Raw genomic sequence first — 17551 nt, 5'->3', positions numbered from 1 at the left:
GACCACATGTCCTTCGATGTAGATCCCACTCAACCCGAGGGGCTGACCCTGATGATCAACAAGTTCGTCCGGGAGTATTCACCGGAAACCGCTGAGGAGTTTGCGGTGTCGATGAGGCTCTTGGACCTCGGCATCGACTCCCTGGCGATGGTCGACCTACTTGGTCGCATCGAGAAGGAACTCGGGATCGAGGTCCCCGACGATCGGGTTCCAATGATCGAATATGTTGCGGACCTGGTTAAAGAGGTTGTCGCCGCAGCGACATGATCACGAAAACCGAAGGGGTCGTTCTTATGGTGCGCGGGAGGTCGCTGTCGTGAGAATGCAACCGCAGGAAAACGGCTTCGGAATAACCGTAGAGGGGTTCGACTCCGCGTCGGACACCGACGTGATGGACCTGAAGCGGGCTGTCTACCGGGAACGGATCGCCGTCCTAAAAGGCCAGGATCTCGATCCGCAGGCGTTTCTGGACCTAGGGCGCCGACTGGGTGTGCCGGAGGCATACCATGAGCCCATCTACCATCACCCCGACGTTCGTGAGATTTTCGTCTCCTCAAATCTGGTCACTGGGCGTGACCGCGTTGGCGTCCCGCGGACGGGGAAGTTCTGGCATTCGGACTACCAGTTCACCTCCCGGCCGTTCGACCTTACCCTGATCTATCCTCAGATCATCCCCAAGGAAAACCGCGGGACGTACTTCATCGACATGCGTCGCGCCTACACATCGTTGGACGAGCCGCTGCGCACCGCCGCCCGGACCACCTTCGCCCGGCACAGCGTCCGGCGCTACTTCAAGATCCGGCCGGATGACGTGTACCGCCCGATCTCGGAGCTGGTGGCCGAGATCGACGCACGCACTCCGCCGGTGCGCCGCCCGACCGCCCATCCGCATCCGCACACCGGCGAGATGATCCTCTACCTCAGCGAGGGATTCACCCTGTCGGTGGAGGAGGCGGACGGCCGTGAGCGCCCCGAGCTGCTGCGCGCGCTGCTCGAGGCCAGCGGACAGCTCGACCCGACCCACACCACCCGGCGATCCGCCTGCAGACCTTCGAGAAGGGGGATCTGCTGGTCTGGGACAACCAGAGCCTGGTGCACCGGGCGCTGCACACCTCGACCACCGAGCCCGCGGTTTCCTACCGGATCACGGTCTACGACCCGCCGGCCGCCTCCGGGGCGCCGAAGCCGTGGGCCGCGGTGGCGACGCCGTGATCGAGACGGTGCAGGTCCGGCCGGGGGAGGAGCCCGCGGGCCGCTTCGCCGACGATCCGCAGCTGCGCGCCGACGTGCTGCGCTGCTACAAGCCGCACTGCCGCTACCTCCAGTCGATGACGGCGGTCCTCGACGAGGGCGGCCTGCAGGCCACCGCGACGTTCGGCATACCTGAATCCTGCTACATCGACGACACGGGGCATCTCAACGGCGTTGAGGTCACCATCTGCTTCAACCAGATGCTGTACCTGGTCGTCGCCCGGTCGGTGCGGGATCGGGTGGGTCCGGTCTTCGGCGCGTGGTCGATGGACGAGTTCTGGCGACGTCAGCTCTCCGACATCCTCATCGCCCGTTTCCAAAGCACGTTCACGAGACCTATCGACCCGCGCGGATTCACGGGTGAGCTGCGGGTGGAGCGGCTGACTCGGCGCAGGCTGAGGCCGACGGCGGCACCGCTGATCTCGATGACGACGTCGTTCCGGTACCGGGATGACGCGGGGGGTTCTGCCATGGGACGGCTTCGATCGCGATAGTCGGTGAGGATCGCGGCGGGGGACCGGGATGAGCCAGACCCGACAACCGCGCACCGTGGCCGCCGTGGCGAGCTTCCAGGCGACATCGCGGCCCGATCACCCCGCGATCATTTGCGAAGGGCGGTCGATCGACTATGCCCGACTGAACTGGGACAGCAATCGTACCGCGCATGCCATGGTGGCGTCCGGTCTTCGGCCCGGGGCGCGAGTGGCCTTCCTCGGCAAGGAATCCGAGCGGTACTACGAGGTGTTCTTCGCCTGCGCGAAGAGTGGGACGGTGCTCGTCCCCATCAACTGGCGGCTGACCGTCCCGGAGATTGACCACATCCTCCGGGACTCTGGCAGTCGGTTGCTGTTCGTCGACCGGAGCCTGCGCTCGATCGCCGAGCGGGCGATCGAGCATCTTCCCGGCCTCTCGATCGTCGTGACGGATTCCACTGCCGACGCTGTGCCCGCCCGCGGACGGGCGCTCGCCGGCACCTATCCCGGCCTCGCCGACTGGAACGCCGAACAGCCCGCCGGCGATCTCGTCGAGACGACCGGGCCGGACGACGCGGTGATACAGCTCTACACGAGTGGGACCACCGGCCTTCCGAAAGGTGTGGTCCTCGCCCAGCGCAGTTTCTTCGCCATTCGGGAGTCCCTTGCTCGGGCGGGATTGGACTGGATCGACTGGCGAGAGGGTGATCGCGCTCTGATCGGTATTCCGGGCTTCCATGTCGGCGGCATCTGGTGGGCGATGCAGAACTTCGCCACGGGCGTCACCAGCGTGGTGATGCCGTCGTTCGACAGCCGCGGCGCCGTCCGGCTGATCCGCGATCTGGGCGTGACGACGGCGTGCGTGGTGCCGTCGATGCTGCGGCTGATGCTCGCCGAGCCGGAGGCCGACCGCGCGGCGTTCCGGACGTTGCGGAAGATCGTCTACGGGGGTTCACCCATCTCGGAGCCCCTGCTGCTGGCGGCGCTGGACACCTTCGACTGCGAGTTTGCTCAGATCTACGGCCTGACGGAGACCGGTAACACCGCTGTCTGCCTTCCTCCTCAAGATCATTTTAGCGGAGGTCCTCGGCTACGGGCCGCCGGGCGTCCCTACCCGGGCGTCGAGGTGAAGGCGGTCGGTGCGGACGGGGCGACGCTGGCGGTCGGCGAGGTGGGGGAGATCTGCCTCCGTACGCCCGCGCGGATGCTCGGCTACTGGAACCTGGCGCAGGCGACGGGCGAGACGCTGGTCGACGGTTGGGTGTACACCGGTGACGCCGGTTACCTCGACCCGGATGGGTATCTGTTCATCCGCGACCGCCTCAAGGACATGATCATTAAGGCTGGCGAGAACATCTACCCGAGTGAGATCGAGAAGGCGCTGGCGGAACATCCCGCGGTGGCCGATGCGGCGGTGATCGGAGTTCCCGACGACCGTTTCGGCGAGGCCGTCCACGCCTTCGTCGCCCTGCGGGACGAGCGTGCGGCAGGTCCACGTGACCTGGTCTCTTTTCTGCGCGACCGGATCGCTACTTTCAAGATTCCCACCCATTTCACCTTCGTCGGCCAGATCCCCCGCAATCCGAGTGGGAAGATCCTTCGCCGCGACCTGCGCCATACGTACTGGGCCGACCGCGAACGCCAGGTTAACTAACCGACCGATGTGCTCCTCGCGGCCCGATCTAGGCGGGGTCACGGCCTGTTCAAGGAGGAATTCTTGCCCGAGGCGATCACCTTCGAAGAAATCCGAGCCGACGTCTGCGAGCTGCTGTTCCTCACCGAGGACGAGCTCGGCGACAATGACGATCTCTCCGCGGCAGGTATGGACTCCATCGGTCTGATCACGCTGGTCGAGCGTTGGCGCGCCCGCGGAGCCGACGTCAGCTTCGTCGATCTGGCCGAGAACCCGACCCCGGCCTCGTTCTGGCGGCTCCTGTCCTCGCGCGATCCCCGGGGTTCGGAGACGTCGGATGCCTGACAGGGTGTTCGATCCTGTGGGTTCTGTCTTGTTCGGGTTTATGTTCCTCGCCAGGTTGAGGTGGATTCGCCGGTGGCGCGGCGGGCCATGAGGTCGATCATCGCAAGGTTGATCATGGCTTCGGAGCGGGTGGGGTGGGCTTCGTAGTCGCGGGCGAGGCGGCGGTAGCCCATCAGCCAGCCGAAGGTACGTTCCACAATCCAACGGTGTGGAAGAGGAATGAACCCTGTGGTTGTGGGGTCGCGGTGGACGGTGTCGACGTCGATGCCCAGCCCGGCGGCGTGCTCGATGACCATGGTGCGGTAGGCGCTGTCAGCCCAGGCTTTACGGATTCTGGAATGGGTGGCGGCAACGGTGGTCAGTACCTGGAGGCCGGCACGGCTGTCGGAGGTGCCGGCGGTGGTGACCAGGACGGTGAGCAGCAGCCCGAGGGTATCGACGATGATGGTGCGTTTCCGTCCGATGATCTTCTTTCCGGGGTCGATGCCCTGGGTGGCAGCCGGAACGGTGGGGGCGGTCTTGACGCTCTGGGAGTCGATCACGCAGGCGGTGGGTTCAGGGTCGTGGCCTGCGTCGGTGCGGACGTGGCACCGGGTCAGGGCGACGAGCTGGTCGAGGATGCCGTCGTTGTGCCAGTGGGCGAAGTAGCCGTAGACGGTTTCCCAGGGCGGGTAGTCGTGGGGAAGGTAGCGCCAGGGGATACCGGTCCGGTCGACATACAGGATCGCGTTCAGGATGCTGCGTAGGTCATGCGCCGGGGGGCGTCCGATGGTCAGGCCTTTGCGGTGTCGTTCGGCGCGCCAGGCGGTCAGCACGGGCTCGACCAGTCTCCATCGGGCGTCGGACAGGTCGCTGGGGTAGCGTCGCTGCTCGGTCATGGTTGTGGCCTACCGCGGACCGGCGGTGGCTACCCGGATTTCTTTCCGTCACTGGCAAGGTCGTAGACCGTCAGATGGCGGGATGAGACAGGATCTTTCGGCGCTAACGCGGCGCTGTCATGGGCGTCATATCGGCCAAAGCAGCTTGGATCGCGCATGGATCTCGGCGTAAAACTGCTATGCGTGACCATCGGTGGGAAACGAACCAGTCGACAATCCCCGGAGAGGGATCAAACGCCCTTTGAGAGCCTGTCTTAGATCTTGGTTGTGTGGCCTGCGCGTGATCTGTTTCTGATCTTCGCGGTGTGGTGGCGTGATCGGACGGGTCGGGCTGGCCACGGTCGGGGCATGGGTCGATCTCGCCGCTATCCCTCCGATATGTCCGACGCGGAGTGGGCCTACGTCGAGCCGTTGCTGCCCCCGGTCCCGAAGGACGGCCGGCCCGAGAGCCACGACCGGCGCGACATCGTGGACGCGATCCTCTACGTGACCCACAACGGCATCGTGTGGCGGGCGCTGCCGGTGGATTTCCCACCGTGGAAGACGGTCTACGGCTTCTTCGACCGGTGGAAGAAGAAAGGGGTGACGATCAGTGTCCACGACGGGTTACGCGACACGGTCCGCCAGACCGAGCACAGAGCGGCCGAGCCGACCGCCGGTGTGATCGACTCCCAGTCGGTCAAAGGCTCCCAGGTCGTTACCGCCGCCTCTCGCGGCTACGACGCGGGGAAGAAGATCAACGGCCGCAAGCGGTTCATCGTCGTCGACACCCTCGGCCTGCTGCTGGGGGTGCTGATCGTCCCGGCCAGCCGGCAAGACCGGGACGGCGCCCGCCAGCTGCTCATCGATCACTACTTCGCCACCCCCAGCTGCCGGCACCTGTTCGCCGACGGCGGCTTCGCCGGAAAGTTCGTCGACTGGGCCGCCCGCTTCGTGAAGACCACGGTTGAGATCGTCCGGAAGAAAGACGGCCAGAAAGGCTTCCAGGCTCTCCCACGACGCTGGGTCGTGGAACGCACCCTCGCCTGGATCACCGCCCACCGCCGCCTCGCCCGCGACTACGAACACGACCCTGCAAGCTCCGCCACCTTCATCCACTGGGCGATGATCCGCACCATGGCACGCCGCCTCGCCCGCGGCACCCTGGTCCAACGCTGGACACCCAGACCGACGACCGACCGATAACCCATCAAGATTCAGGACAGGCTCTGAGCGACTCCCGCTCTCGGCGGCCCAGCACGGCATCTGGACCGGCCAGCAGCTCGATCCCGACTCTCCTGCCTACAACACCGCCGAATACGTCGAGATCGATGGCGACGTCCGGCTCGACCTGCTCGGGTCGGCCATTCGTTCCGTCGTCGCCGAGACCGAGGCGGTGCGCGTCCGCTTCGGTGCCGGAGACGAGGGTCCGTGGCAGGAGATCATCTCGGTGGACTGGCCGCTGCCCGTCGCCGACCTGCGCGGCGAGTCCGACCCGCTGGCAGCTGCCGAGGCCTGGATGACCGCCGACGTCGCTCGTCCCGTGGATCTGCACAACGACCCCGTGTTCGGGCATGCGTTGTTCCGCATCGGTGACCGGCGGGTGCTCTGGTATCACCCACCATGTTGCCCTCGACGGGTTCGGATTCGCGCTGATGGCACGCCGGGTGGCCGAGGTCTACACCGCGCTGGCGCGGCGACACACACCTCCCACGCTCACCTTCGGATCCCTCGCCGCCGTCGTGGCCGAGGACGCCGCCTACGCCGAATCCGAACGGTATGAGCAGGATCGACGATTCTGGACTGCCTACCACGAGAACCGGGCCCGTCCGATGACCCTCGCGGGACGTGGTGGTCCGCTTCCGCGAAACGTCCTGCGCCATACCGTCGACGTGGACGCTGAGGTCCTCGCCGGCCTGCGGGACGCGGCCCGGCTCGCGAAGGCCAACTGGACGCACGCCTGGGTGGCCGCCACGGCGGCGTTCGTGTATCGGATGGTTGGCCCCCGTGGTCGAGACGCCTCGGCGGAGGTCTCCATCGCCCTGCCGGTAATGGGCCGCACCGGTTCAGTGGCCCTGCGGGTACCGTGCATGGCTCTCAACATCATCCAGGTGTGGGTGCGCGTCGAGCCGGGTGCAAGCTTGATCGACCTGACGGCGCAGGTGGCGGGCGAGCTGCGCGCGAGTCGGCCCCATCACCGGTACCGGTACGAGCAACTGCGCCGCGATCTGCGGCTGGTGGGCGGCGACCGCCGGCTGTTCGGTCCCTCGGTCAACATCATGCCGTTCGACTACGGACTGAAGTTCGACGGCCACCCGGCCCTGGTGCGCAACGTGTCCGCCGGCATTGTCGAGGACATTGCCTGCAACGTCTACGACCGGATGGACGGCGAGGGACTGCGAGTGGCCGTGGATGCCAATCCCCACTGCTACGACTCGGTGGAGCTCGTGGATCATAGCCGTCGCCTCATCGCCTACCTGGGCAGGTTGGCGGCTCGGTGGGGCGACCCCGTCGGCGATGTGGATCTCCTGCTCGACGGTGAGCGCGAGCTCCTGCTCGCCACCAGGCCCCGTCCGCAGGATTCGCTGTGGGCACGGTCGTCGACCTGTTCGACGCGCGAGTGCGCGCCACACCCGACCTGCCGGCTGTTGTCGCCCGCGACCGCTCCGGCAGCCAGGAGACCCTCTCGTACGCGCGGCTGGGCGCGTTGGCCAACCGCCTCGCCCGGCTCCTGGTCAGCTGCGGTGCCGGTCCCGGCCATCCGGTGGCACTCCTGCTTCCCCGCACCGTGGACGCGGTGGTGGCCCTGTTCGCCTCGCTGAAGGCGGGGGCTCCCTACGTCCCGATAGATCCCGACCACCCGTCTGACCGGATTGCTTTCATGCTCAATGACGCCCGACCGGCCGTGGTGGTCACGGTGCGGGCGCTGGCCGACAACCTGGCAGCCGCGGTGGGACCGGCCGCGTCCGGAGCAAGTGCCTCGGACGCCGACTGGCGCATGCACACGGTGGTCCTCGACGAGCCAGCCAGTCTGATCGCATCGGATACGGCGGCCGCCCGGGGCATCCGCCCTGACCGGGATCTGACCGACGCGGATCGGACCACGGCGCTGCTCCCCGAACATCCGCTCTGTCTGATCTACACCTCCGGCTCGACGGGTCGACCGAAAGGCGCGGTGGTCACGCACCGAGGGATGGTTAATCTCTTCGAACACCATCGCGCCGAGATGATCGAGCCGGAGGCGGTGAGACTCGGCCGGCGGGCGAGAGCGGCACTTACCGCCTCGTTGTCCTTCGACACCTCCTGGGAGGGCCTGCTGTGGATGCTCGCCGGCCATGAGCTGCACCTGATCGACGACGACGATCGGCGCGAGCCCGCGCTGCTGTTGGAGTACGTTGCCCAGCACCACATCGACTTCCTCGACATCACCCCGACCTACGCGGAGGAACTCGTCGCCGCGGGGCTGCTCACCATGGCGTCGCACCTGCCGGCGGTGATCGCTCTGGGTGGCGAGGCGGCCGGCCAGACCCTGTGGTCGGCTCTGCGCGCGGCCCCCGGCCTGAGCGCCTACAACCTGTACGGACCGACCGAGTGCACTGTTGACACCGTCTGGGCGCGGCTGCGCGACAGCGAGACCCCCGTCATCGGCCGTCCGGTCACCGGCGCTCGCGCCTATGTCCTCGACGACGCCCGCCGGCTGGTACCGCCGGGAACGGTGGGTGAGCTGTACCTCGCCGGCGTTCCGGTGGGCGGTGGTTATCATCGCCGACCAGACCTGACGGCCGAACGGTTCCTGACTGATCCCTTCGGCCCTCCCGGGCAGCGGATGTACCGAACGGGCGACCTCGCCCGTCGCCGCCGGGACGGCTTACTCGAGTACCTCGGCCGGGCGGACGACCAGGTCAAGATCCGCGGCTTCCGGATCGAGCTCGGGGAGATCGAGACGGTGCTGAGGGCGCATCCCGACGTCGCGGCCGCCGCGGTGATCCCGCGCTCGGACGGACCCGGGGGCGACCGGCTCGTCGCCTATGTCGTGCTCGCCGGCGTGGCTTCGGGCGGTCCCGACCGGCTGCGCCAGCACCTGACCCGTCGGCTGCCGGACCACATGATCCCGGCGGCCTTCGTCGTCGTGGACCGGATGCCGCGAACCATCAACGGCAAGCTCGACCGCGCCGCCCTTCCCGCGCCCCGGTTCGGGGGCGAGCGGACGGGCCGGGCTCCCCGCGACGAGTCGGAGCGGCTGCTGTGCGAGCTGTTCGCCGAGACTCTGGAGCTTCCCCGGATCGTCGTCGACGACGACTTCTTCGCCCTGGGCGGACATTCGCTCCTGGCGGCCCGGCTGCTTGCACGCCTGCGCGCGACCACTGGAGTGCGACTGGGTATCCGGTCGGTGTTCGAGGCGCCCACCGTCGCGCGCCTCGCAGTCCTCCTGAATCAGGAGCTCGCGGCCGAGCCGGCCGCGGGTGGGGCGACGAACGACGACGGACACCCCTGGAGCGGGATCGACCTCGCCGCCGAGACCCTGCTCCCGCCGGGGATCGACGGTCGCGGCACGGGTCCGGTCGATCCGGTCAGGGTGAGCGACCCGCGCCAGGTTCTCCTCACCGGTGCGACCGGCTTTCTCGGTGCCTTCCTGCTGCGGGAACTTCTCGACGAGACTGATGCCCGCGTGCACTGCCTGGTGCGGGCCGGCGATGTCGAGCAGGCCCTGGACCGCGTGCGGGCCGCGCTGCGCCGTTTCCGGCTGTCCGAGAAGGGCGTCGACGATCGCGTCGTCGGGCTGCCCGGCGACCTGGCCCGGCCCGAACTCGGCCTCTCCTCCCGGGACTTCATGCGGCTGGCCGAGGACATCGACGTCATCGTGCACAACGGTGCGCGGGTGCACCATCTCGAACCCTACGGGCGTCTGCGTGCCGCCAACGTGGGCGGGACGGTGGAGATCCTGCGGTTGGCGACGACCGGGAGAGTCAAACCCGTGCACCATGTCTCCAGCTGTGACATGGCCTTCGCTGTAGACGGTAATCCGCCGATCCTGCGCGAGGACCGGCGCGTCAGCCCGAATTCGCTGCTGCGCAACGGCTATGTGGCGAGCAAATGGGCCGCCGAACAGCTCGTGCTCGCCGCGGCCGAGCGCGGCGTGCCGGTGTCCATATACCGTCCCAGCCGGGTGTGCGGTGACTCGGCTACCGGCGTGGGCAGTACCGCCGACGCTTTCTGGGCGCAGCTCCGAGTCATGGTCACACTCGGCGTCGCGCCGGACTGGGACGTAGGTGGGGCGGCGGTTGTGGCCGACCTGGTCCCGGTCGACTGGACCGCTCGCGCCCTCGTTCGGCTGCTGCGCACGGGGGCCTTCGCCACCTATCACCTCACCAGCCCGCGACCAGTGCCGGTTCGTGCCATCTATGACCGTCTCCGGGTGCGCGGGTACCAGCTCACTCTACTAGGAACCCGGCAGTGGCGACGTTCCCTGGAGCTCGCGGCCGAGAGCGGCGACCTCGCCGTCGCCGTCGCCGCGGCTGACGGCGCACCGGTCGACACCGGGGGTTCCACCGACGCCGTTCGATCGCCGGTGGTGTTCGGGCGTGAGAACACCGAGAAGGGGCTGGCCGGCTCCGCCATCACCTTTCCCCAGATCGACGACGACATGATCGACCGCTACGTGGACTACTTCGTTGACGTCGGGTTCTTCCCGCGACCTGGAGCACCGGTAGGCATACGTTCGGTGACGTGACATCTACATCTACCGATTCGGTCGGCGTGGTCGTAGCGCGACAGGTTGAGTCGGCAGCGGTGCGTGGTTGGATCGGGCTCGCCGTGGTTCTCGGCGCGACCTTTATGGGGCAGGTGGACGGCTTCATCGTCAGCCTGGCGAGCCCCACGATCCAACGCGACCTGCCGGCGAGCTTCGACGAGGTCCAACTTGTCGGCGCCAGCTATGTGCTGGCCTGCGCCGCCGGTCTGGTGGCCGGAGGCCGGCTCGGCGATCGCTTTGGCCGGCGGCGCGCTTTTCTCGCCGGGGTCGCCGGATTCACGCTCGCCTCGTTGTGGTGCGGGTTCGCGACGAGCGCGGAGATCCTGATCATCGCCCGCTTCGTGCAGGGCGCTGCCGCGGCCGTGCTGGTCCCCCAGGAACTCGCGATCATCCGGGCGATCTTCCTCGACGAGGCCCAGCGCGCCCGCGCGATCGGCGTGTATGGAGTCGTGCTGGGACTTGGTGTCGTCGGCGGCCTCGCGGGCGGTGGCCTGCTGGTCCGACTCGACCTCGCCGGCCTCAGCTGGCGTCCCGCCTTCCTGCTGAACGTCCCGATCGGCGTGGCGATCCTGTTGCTGGGACGGCACACGATCCCCGAGAGCCGGTCCGACGAGACACGGTCGCTGGATCTGATCGGCGCCGGCCTCACCCTGCTTGCGTTTCCAGCGCTGCTGCTTCCGCTCATCCTCGGGCCGGAACGGGGGTGGTTGCCCTGGTGCGCCGGATGTCTGCCTGTCGCCGTCGCGGCGATGGCCGCGTTGGCCCACCGGCAGCGGGTCGTCGCGGCCCGCGGCGGGGATCCGCTGTTCACGCCGCGGGTCCTGACCGCGGCCGGAATGCCGACCAGCCTGGCGGCTCTGGTGACCTTCTTCGCCGGCAACGCCGGACTGTTCCTCGTCTTCACCTACTACGTGCAGACCGGCCTGGGCACAGACCCGTTCCTGGCAGGTCTGATGTTGGTGCCGTTGGGCGTGGGCTTTTCCCTAAGCTCGTCCGCGAGCGGTCGGCTTGTCACGCGATTTGGCCCGCGGCTTCCGGTGGCCGCCTGCCTGTTCCTGACGGCCGTCCTGCTCAGCCAGTTCCTGGTCGTGGGGGCGCCGGTCGCCGCCCAGCGTCCGCTGCTCGCCTTGGTCATGGGCCTGCTCGGGCTCGCCCAGGGCCTGGTGGTGCCGTCGCTGATCGCGGGTGTGCTGAGCAGGGTGCAGCCGGATGATGCCGGGGTCGCATCGGGCGCAGCCTCGACGATGATCCAGTTTGGTCTGGCCGCCGGCTATGCGGCGGTCGGTAGCTGGTATGCCTTCATGCTCGGTGGAACTCCTGGAACGTCTGGCGCCCCCGCGGGCCTGGCTGCTCACACCCAGGCATACACGGCCGCCGCGACGGTGCTGGCCGCGCTCGCTCTCGCCACGGGTGGCCTGTACTGGCTGCGTGACGCCGGGATGCCGGCGGTGAGTCCCGCGTCTCCCGCCGCGACACGCGGCGGCGAGCCGGGAACCACACCACCGCCGCCGACGACTACCTGAGAGGACGGCCTACCAGGGCCGAGGTTCGGAAGACGACGACCTTCCAGAGGCGGCGGACACGCCGCCGGTTCGCGGAAAGCCGCCGGTTCATGGAGAAAGGAGTGGCGATGCGTCGTAGACGGATGTGGGCGATCGGATCGACGCTGCTCGTTCTGAGCCTCGCCGCCTGCGCCGGTGGCGGAACTGGTTCGGAGCAGGTCGCCCGGCCCGCCGCAGTCGTCTCTGTCGGGAAGTCCGGGTATCCGCTGACGATCGTCAACTGCGGTCGGCGTTACACGTTCACCCGAACCCCTCAGCGAGTCGTGATCATGAACGGCGGCTCGGTCGCCGAGGTGTCCTCCCTGCTCGAACTCGGCCTGCAGGACAGGATCATCGCCAATGCCCAGAACTACGGGGCCTCGGACGTCCCGGGCCGCCGTGCCGCGATCGACGCGCTGCCAACCGGCCAGATCAGGCTCAACGGCCTGCAGGACATCCCGCGCGAGGCGATGCTCGGACTGCGACCCGATTTTGTGATCTCCACCTACAATGGCGGGTTCGACGCCACGGCGGGCTTTGCCACCCGGCAGGACCTGCTGAAGATCGGCGCGAACAGCTACGCCCCGCAGGCCGGATGCGGTCGGACCGGGACGACGACGGGTGCGCCGACCATCCAGGACAGCTACGCCATGCTCCGCGATCTCGGCAGGATCTTCGATGTCCCCGATCGCGCGGAACGGGTGATCGCCGCGTCCGAGGCGCGGATCGACAGGGTGACGGCCAGGCTCCGGGGTGAACCCCGAAAGCCAGTGCTGCTGTTCTTCCCCGGTATGGGCGCCGACGACTTCAGCTCGATAGCCGGCGCCGGCGTGTGGAACGACATCCTTGCACAGGCGGGCGCCTACAACCCCTTCTACGACAGCGGTTCAAGTAACACCTTTCTCACCGTGAGCAGGGAAAAGCTCGCGACCACACCGGTCGATGCACTACTGCTGGTGAACTACAGGAATCCGCATCCGGATCAGCAGGCGGAGATGGTCCTGAACCAGTTCCCCCAGTGGGACGCGGCCACGCACAGGAGGTACACCGTCCTGTCGGACTCGATCTACTACGGTCCCAACAACGACGTTGCAGTGGAGAAGATCGCCAAAATGTTGCACCCGGACCGGTTCTGACCAGGGCAGCGCGGGCGGTCGGGATCCGTCAGGTATCGCTGAGCCGGGCTGGTCAGGCGTCCCGCATGCTCGGCCTCGGCGTGCTCGTACTCGCGACCGTGCTGGTCGCGGTCGGCGTCGGTGCGGTCCAGGTCTCCCCGCAGGAGACCTGGCGGGTCATCGTCGCTCATGTCACCGCGCACACCGCGACTCTGGACCCCGCGGTGGACCAGATCGTCTGGGAGTACCGGGTGCCTCGGGTGCTGCTCGCCGCGCTGTGCGGCGCGGGACTGGCCGTGGCCGGAGTGGTACTGCAGGCGCTGGTCAACAATCCACTTGCGGACCCCTACGTGCTCGGTCTGTCCTCCGGCGCGTCGTTTGGCGCCGTCCTCGTCATCACGACGGGCGGTGGGGCCCTCGGCGCGGTCAGCGCCTCCACGGGCGCCTTCGGCGGCGCGATGGCCGCCGCGATCGCGGTGCTTCTGCTCGGCCAGCACCGGGGACGCCTGGCCCCGACGCGCCTTGTTCTCGCGGGGGTGGCGGTGGGCTACCTGCTTCTGTCCGCGACTAGCTACCTGCAGCTGAGGGCCAGTCCCAACGAGCTGCGCACGGTCATGTTCTGGCTGCTCGGAAGCGTGGCCGGGGCCACCTGGGGGCAGCTCGGCCCCCCGGCCGTCGTCGTGACGGTCGTGATCGCCCTGCTCGTGCCGCTCGGCCGCCAGATGAACGCCCTGGGGGGCGGGGACGAGCAGGCCACGGCGCTGGGGGTGGACGTGCCGAAGATACGCATCGGTCTGCTCGTGGCGGCATCGCTGCTGACCGGTGTGCTGATCGCGGTCGCCGGAGGCATCGGCTTCGTCGGTCTGATGATCCCGCATCTGACCCGGCTCATGTTCGGTGCGGACCATCGGCGACTCCTGCCGTTGGCCGCTCTCGTCGGCGCCGGTTACCTGGTGCTGGTCGACATGCTCTCCCGGATCGTCGACCGGCCCAACGAGTTGCCGTTGGGCATCCTCACCGCCGCCTTCGGCGCCCCGTTCTTCCTGTGGTTGTTGCGGCGCAATGATTCGGTGACGGGCTCGTGACAGATCGGCGGAGATGATGGGTGACGGGGATCCGCGTCCGGCGGTGGAACTACGCCTGGCGGACGTGACCGTCATCCTCGGCGGCGTGCCGGTGGTGCGGCAGGTGGACCTGGTCGCTGACCGCGGTGCCTTCGTCGGCCTCGTCGGGCCGAACGGAAGCGGCAAGACGACCCTGTTGCGCTCGGTGTACCGGTCGCTGCGGCCGAGCGCCGGCGCGGTGTACGTGGGGGGCGAGGACGTCTGGGGACTCTCCGCCCGGGCGTCGGCGCAGCGGACCGCGGCCGTACTGCAAGAGGGCACGACCACCCCGGGGCAGACCGTCGCCGAGATCGTCGCGGACGGTCGCATCCCTCACCACGGCCTGATCAGCCGAGAGACGCCGGCCGATCGAGCCATCGTGTTGGACGCCCTTGACCGGACCGGAATGCGGCAGTACGCCACCCGGTTGTTTGGATCGCTGTCCGGAGGTGAACGTCAGCGAGTCCTGCTCGCCCGTGCCCTGACCCAGCGACCGGGGCTGTTGGTACTCGACGAGCTGACGAATCATCTCGACATCCGGGCCCGATTCGAGCTGCTGGACCTTGTTCGCTCCACCGGCCTCACCACGCTCGCGGTGCTGCACGAACTCGACCTCGCCGTACGGTGCTGCGACCAGCTGGTCGTACTTGACCATGGGAGGGTCGTCGCCGCGGGCCCGGTCCTGGAAGCCCTCGATGCCGCCGTGCTGCGCGAGGTCTTCGGCGTCATCGGGTCCGTGGACCGGCACCCCGACGGCGTCGTGCGGGTCACCTACGGCGCCCAACCGCTGGCGGGCCGTCCAGCGGCCCTGAGCCTGACGCCCTGACCGCCTACGGTCGGCGTGGTCCCGCCCTGCCGCGGATGCGCGGATCACCCGCCACGCGGACATGGCGGCATCGGCTCCCGGGGGTTGCCGCGGTGGGAACCTGCGGCACCCCCCGGGAGCCGGGGTGGAGCGGTCGAACCGGATCTCAGCCGGTCGTCGCCAGCGCCTCGGACAGGACATGCCGCTGACTGGTGGACAGGCCGCTGGCGAAGGACCGCAGGACGCTGTCGGGGTTCTCACCGCGCAGCAGGAGGTCGAGCATCTGCCCCGCGGCGTGGTCGGCGGCCCTTCGCAGCGGACGGTAGGCGAACCCACGTCCCCGCGGCGCCCGCTCGGCCAGTCCCTTGCTCACCAGTCTCAGCAGGGTCGTAGCGATCGTGCTCTGCGCGAGGCCGCCGCCGAACCGCTGCTGGACCTGGAAAGGCATCAACGGCTCGCCGGCCGACCACAGCAGAGTCAGGACCGCCCTTTCCAGATCTCCGGCGGCCCGTTTGGGCTGCGGCACGGGCGAGGTGGAGTTCGCCGCCGCGGCGCGCCTGGCCGTTCGGGTCGCGGTGGTCGCGGTGGTCGCTGTGGGCGACGCCGGGCCGAGGAAGATCCTCGAAGTGGCGGCGCCCAGCCGCGGCGGATTCAGTGCTGGACGTACTGGAAGTGCTCGTGTCATGTGTGCTCCGAGTCCTGAAGACCGGTGCTGCGGACAGACCGGTCCGAAGTCGGGTTGGCAGGAGCCACGGGTGGTCGCCGATCGCGGGCGTCAGTCAGGCCCGGGAAACCGCTCCCGCAGCGATCGCGACCGCCTTTGGAGGTCGCAGGGAGGATTGACGCAACGGTTCTGCACGTCGCGAAGTGCGGGCAGCAGTCAGGCCGCCCGGAGCGGGGGCGGCCCACGCCGCACCACCACATGCCGCAGCCACCGCGAACAGGCCGCTCCGGGCGGCCTCCACGCCGGTGCGGGAAGCGGCCGGGCGAGCGGAGACGAGCCGCCGTCCGGTCGACGCCAGCAAAGCCGGCCCACCGCGCGGCAGGCCGCCTCCACTGCACCGCGTGCGGCCCGCCAGAGCAGACGCTCGCCGATCGTGAGCCAGCCGGCCAGGAGCACCGCCGCCACCGCGTGCAGGACGACCATCGAGATTCCGCCGGGCAGGAGGTTCGCCGTCGGGTCCCCAGCGAGGTCGGGGTGGGTCTCAAGGCCGATCATGACGGTGTGCCCGGTGGGGGCGGACAGCGTGAACGCGACGTGCAGGCAGGTCTGGATCGCGAGGACAAGTCCGATCAGCCGTGGCAGTGATGCCCGGCCTGCCGACACCCCCCAGCAGACACGCCCGACAAGGATGGTTCCGATCAGCGTGATCGCCGCCGGTGGTGTTCTGCCACAGGCGGCGATGTGGGCCGCCGCCGCCAGCCCGACGGTCAGCGCGGACGCCACTGCGGTCCGCGCGGCACGCCCGAGCAGGGTCGTGGCCCATGGCGACGGCGACCTCGGTTCGGCATCCACGGCGGGGCGAGTCGGCGCAACGAGATGCCTACCCCGGAACGGGGCTGGGCGTGTGCTGCGCGCCCGGCCTCTACCCGTCACGGCATCAGAGTCTAGTGGGGCGGACCCCACAGGTCGGTTGCATTACTGGATACGCGACACGACCGGCTCCGCCGAGGCGGCCATGCCGCTGTCGCACGTGGGCACCTCACACCAGCGGAATCGGTATTCGCGCTGATCTCCCTGAACGGCCCGGAAATACCCCACAGGCGGCGTACGTCCGCGGGTTGGCCGAGCGGGCCGGGATCCGCGGGCGTCCTATGCTCCCTGCCAGCGGTACAGGTTCCCGGGGCGGCCGCACGGTCCGTAGCGATGGGAGCGGATCGCCAGCCGGTGGACAGCCAGGTGCTCCAGGTAGCGGCGGGCCGTGGCGCGGGACACGCCGATCGCGGTGGCGATGTCCTCGGCGGAGGCCGGCACGGTCTTGGCCCGTAACTGGGCCACGACGGAGTCGAGGGTCGTGGCGGACACACCCTTGGGCTGGTCCGCGGCCGGGGCGACCGGCGGCCGGAGTGCGGCCAGCGCGCGATCGACCTCCCCCTGGCTGAGATGGTGCGGGGGAGCGGTCGCCAGCTGACGGTGCGCCGTCGCGAACCGGTGGAGACGGTCGCGCAGAGTCGCGGCGCTGAGCGGTTTCACCAGGTACTGGACGACCCCGTACGACAGCGCTGCCCGGACGGTCGCAAGGTCGCTGGCCGAGGTCACGGCGATGATGTCGAGCACGGCGCCCCGGGAGCGCAGCGTGCGGCACACCTCCACGCCCGTCGTGTCGGGCAGGAGGAGATCGAGCAGAACGAGGTGCGGGTGAGCGCGGGAGACGAACTCCAGAGCCTCGGCGCCACTGTGGACGATGCCGCTGACGGCGAATCCCGGAATCTGCTCGACAAGGCAGGCCTGCTTCTTGGCCAGCCGCGTGTCACCGTCGACGATCAGGGTGCGGATCGGCTCGTCAGGCATGTGGTGCGGCTCCGGACGGTCAGGTGGGTGAAACGGCAGGAGAGGGCATCGGGCTAATAGTCCATCGGATTTTCCGGTCTCGGGTGGTGCGTATTTTCGCAGAGCAAGTACCGGAATGCATCCGCCAGTTGTCGGACATGCGTCACGGTTCGACCGACGATCGT

14 protein-coding genes and 3 pseudogenes are annotated in these 17551 nt (G+C 68.6%); 13 read left to right on the top strand and 4 right to left on the bottom strand.

Annotated features, from left to right (window positions below):
• Positions 1-6 precede the first annotated feature (6 nt).
• The 5 genes and pseudogenes from AC5R91_RS13565 to AC5R91_RS13545 all read left to right on the top strand — a co-directional run bounded on the left by AC5R91_RS13565 (position 7) and on the right by AC5R91_RS13545 (position 3702).
• On the top strand, positions 7-267 hold the full coding sequence (locus tag AC5R91_RS13565; protein ID WP_495397508.1) for an acyl carrier protein: 261 nt from the start codon (positions 7-9) through the stop codon (positions 265-267).
• Positions 224-988, top strand: a pseudogene (locus AC5R91_RS13560) (TauD/TfdA dioxygenase family protein); the annotation flags it as partial. The gene AC5R91_RS13565 and the pseudogene AC5R91_RS13560, both read left to right, overlap by 44 nt.
• A 220-nt stretch (positions 989-1208) precedes the next feature.
• Positions 1209-1745 carry an FcoT family thioesterase gene (locus tag AC5R91_RS13555; RefSeq protein ID WP_495397507.1) on the top strand — a complete coding sequence of 179 codons (537 nt, stop codon included), beginning with the start codon at positions 1209-1211 and terminating at the stop codon, positions 1743-1745.
• A gap of 28 nt (positions 1746-1773) precedes the next feature.
• Entirely contained in the window at positions 1774-3378 is a 1605-nt protein-coding gene (locus AC5R91_RS13550) for a long-chain-fatty-acid--CoA ligase (RefSeq protein ID WP_495397506.1), read from the top strand.
• A 63-nt stretch (positions 3379-3441) separates the two neighbouring features.
• Entirely contained in the window at positions 3442-3702 is a 261-nt protein-coding gene (locus AC5R91_RS13545) for a phosphopantetheine-binding protein (RefSeq protein WP_495397505.1), read from the top strand.
• A gap of 38 nt (positions 3703-3740) precedes the next feature.
• Here AC5R91_RS13545 and AC5R91_RS13540 read toward each other — a convergent pair whose 3' ends face one another.
• Entirely contained in the window at positions 3741-4580 is an 840-nt protein-coding gene (locus AC5R91_RS13540) for an IS5 family transposase (RefSeq protein WP_495392532.1), read from the bottom strand.
• A 348-nt stretch (positions 4581-4928) separates the two neighbouring features.
• Between AC5R91_RS13540 and AC5R91_RS13535 the strand changes: the two genes are divergently transcribed.
• The 8 genes and pseudogenes from AC5R91_RS13535 (at position 4929) to AC5R91_RS13500 (ending at position 14896) form a co-directional block, all read left to right on the top strand.
• Positions 4929-5765, top strand: coding sequence for an IS5 family transposase (locus AC5R91_RS13535; RefSeq protein WP_495397504.1), 837 nt, complete (start codon positions 4929-4931; stop codon positions 5763-5765).
• A gap of 58 nt (positions 5766-5823) precedes the next feature.
• Positions 5824-6114: pseudogene (locus AC5R91_RS13530) on the top strand (condensation domain-containing protein); the annotation flags it as partial.
• Between the two features lie 19 nt (positions 6115-6133).
• A pseudogene (locus AC5R91_RS13525) lies at positions 6134-7105 on the top strand (condensation domain-containing protein); the annotation flags it as partial.
• A gap of 41 nt (positions 7106-7146) precedes the next feature.
• Positions 7147-10290 carry a non-ribosomal peptide synthetase gene (locus tag AC5R91_RS13520; protein ID WP_495397503.1) on the top strand — a complete coding sequence of 1048 codons (3144 nt, stop codon included), beginning with the start codon at positions 7147-7149 and terminating at the stop codon, positions 10288-10290.
• 59 nt (positions 10291-10349) lie between these two features.
• Complete coding sequence (locus AC5R91_RS13515) at positions 10350-11834, top strand: MFS transporter (protein ID WP_495397502.1); 1485 nt, start codon at positions 10350-10352, stop codon at positions 11832-11834.
• Positions 11835-11956: 122 nt separating this feature from the next.
• Positions 11957-12988, top strand: a complete 1032-nt coding sequence (locus AC5R91_RS13510; RefSeq protein WP_495397501.1) for an ABC transporter substrate-binding protein — start codon at positions 11957-11959, stop codon at positions 12986-12988.
• A 65-nt stretch (positions 12989-13053) separates the two neighbouring features.
• Positions 13054-14052 carry a FecCD family ABC transporter permease gene (locus AC5R91_RS13505; protein ID WP_495397500.1) on the top strand — a complete coding sequence of 333 codons (999 nt, stop codon included), beginning with the start codon at positions 13054-13056 and terminating at the stop codon, positions 14050-14052.
• Positions 14053-14068: 16 nt separating this feature from the next.
• The gene (locus AC5R91_RS13500) at positions 14069-14896 is read left to right on the top strand and encodes an ABC transporter ATP-binding protein (RefSeq protein WP_495397499.1); all 828 of its coding nucleotides are present in this window, start codon (positions 14069-14071) and stop codon (positions 14894-14896) included.
• A gap of 145 nt (positions 14897-15041) precedes the next feature.
• Here AC5R91_RS13500 and AC5R91_RS13495 read toward each other — a convergent pair whose 3' ends face one another.
• From AC5R91_RS13495 to AC5R91_RS13485, 3 genes are all read right to left on the bottom strand, one after another.
• Positions 15042-15560, bottom strand: a complete 519-nt coding sequence (locus AC5R91_RS13495; protein ID WP_495397498.1) for a BlaI/MecI/CopY family transcriptional regulator — start codon at positions 15558-15560, stop codon at positions 15042-15044.
• A gap of 195 nt (positions 15561-15755) precedes the next feature.
• Positions 15756-16322, bottom strand: coding sequence for a hypothetical protein (locus tag AC5R91_RS13490; RefSeq protein ID WP_495397497.1), 567 nt, complete (start codon positions 16320-16322; stop codon positions 15756-15758).
• Positions 16323-16688: 366 nt separating this feature from the next.
• Positions 16689-17387: a response regulator gene (locus AC5R91_RS13485; RefSeq protein WP_495397496.1), complete on the bottom strand. Its 699-nt coding sequence runs from the start codon at positions 17385-17387 to the stop codon at positions 16689-16691.
• Positions 17388-17551 lie beyond the last annotated feature (164 nt).

Source organism: Frankia sp. BMG5.60, assembly GCF_059428125.1.
This window is presented reverse-complemented; position numbering and strand designations above follow the sequence as displayed.

Coding starts and splice junctions, on each gene's coding strand:
- AC5R91_RS13505 (WP_495397500.1), top strand. CDS start 13,054: ATGCTCGGCCTCGGCGTGCTCGTACTCGCGACCGTGCTGGTCGCGGTC.
- AC5R91_RS13550 (WP_495397506.1), top strand. CDS start 1,774: ATGAGCCAGACCCGACAACCGCGCACCGTGGCCGCCGTGGCGAGCTTC.
- AC5R91_RS13495 (WP_495397498.1), bottom strand. CDS start 15,560: ATGACACGAGCACTTCCAGTACGTCCAGCACTGAATCCGCCGCGGCTG.
- AC5R91_RS13540 (WP_495392532.1), bottom strand. CDS start 4,580: ATGACCGAGCAGCGACGCTACCCCAGCGACCTGTCCGACGCCCGATGG.
- AC5R91_RS13500 (WP_495397499.1), top strand. CDS start 14,069: ATGGGTGACGGGGATCCGCGTCCGGCGGTGGAACTACGCCTGGCGGAC.
- AC5R91_RS13510 (WP_495397501.1), top strand. CDS start 11,957: ATGTGGGCGATCGGATCGACGCTGCTCGTTCTGAGCCTCGCCGCCTGC.
- AC5R91_RS13535 (WP_495397504.1), top strand. CDS start 4,929: ATGGGTCGATCTCGCCGCTATCCCTCCGATATGTCCGACGCGGAGTGG.
- AC5R91_RS13565 (WP_495397508.1), top strand. CDS start 7: ATGTCCTTCGATGTAGATCCCACTCAACCCGAGGGGCTGACCCTGATG.
- AC5R91_RS13485 (WP_495397496.1), bottom strand. CDS start 17,387: ATGCCTGACGAGCCGATCCGCACCCTGATCGTCGACGGTGACACGCGG.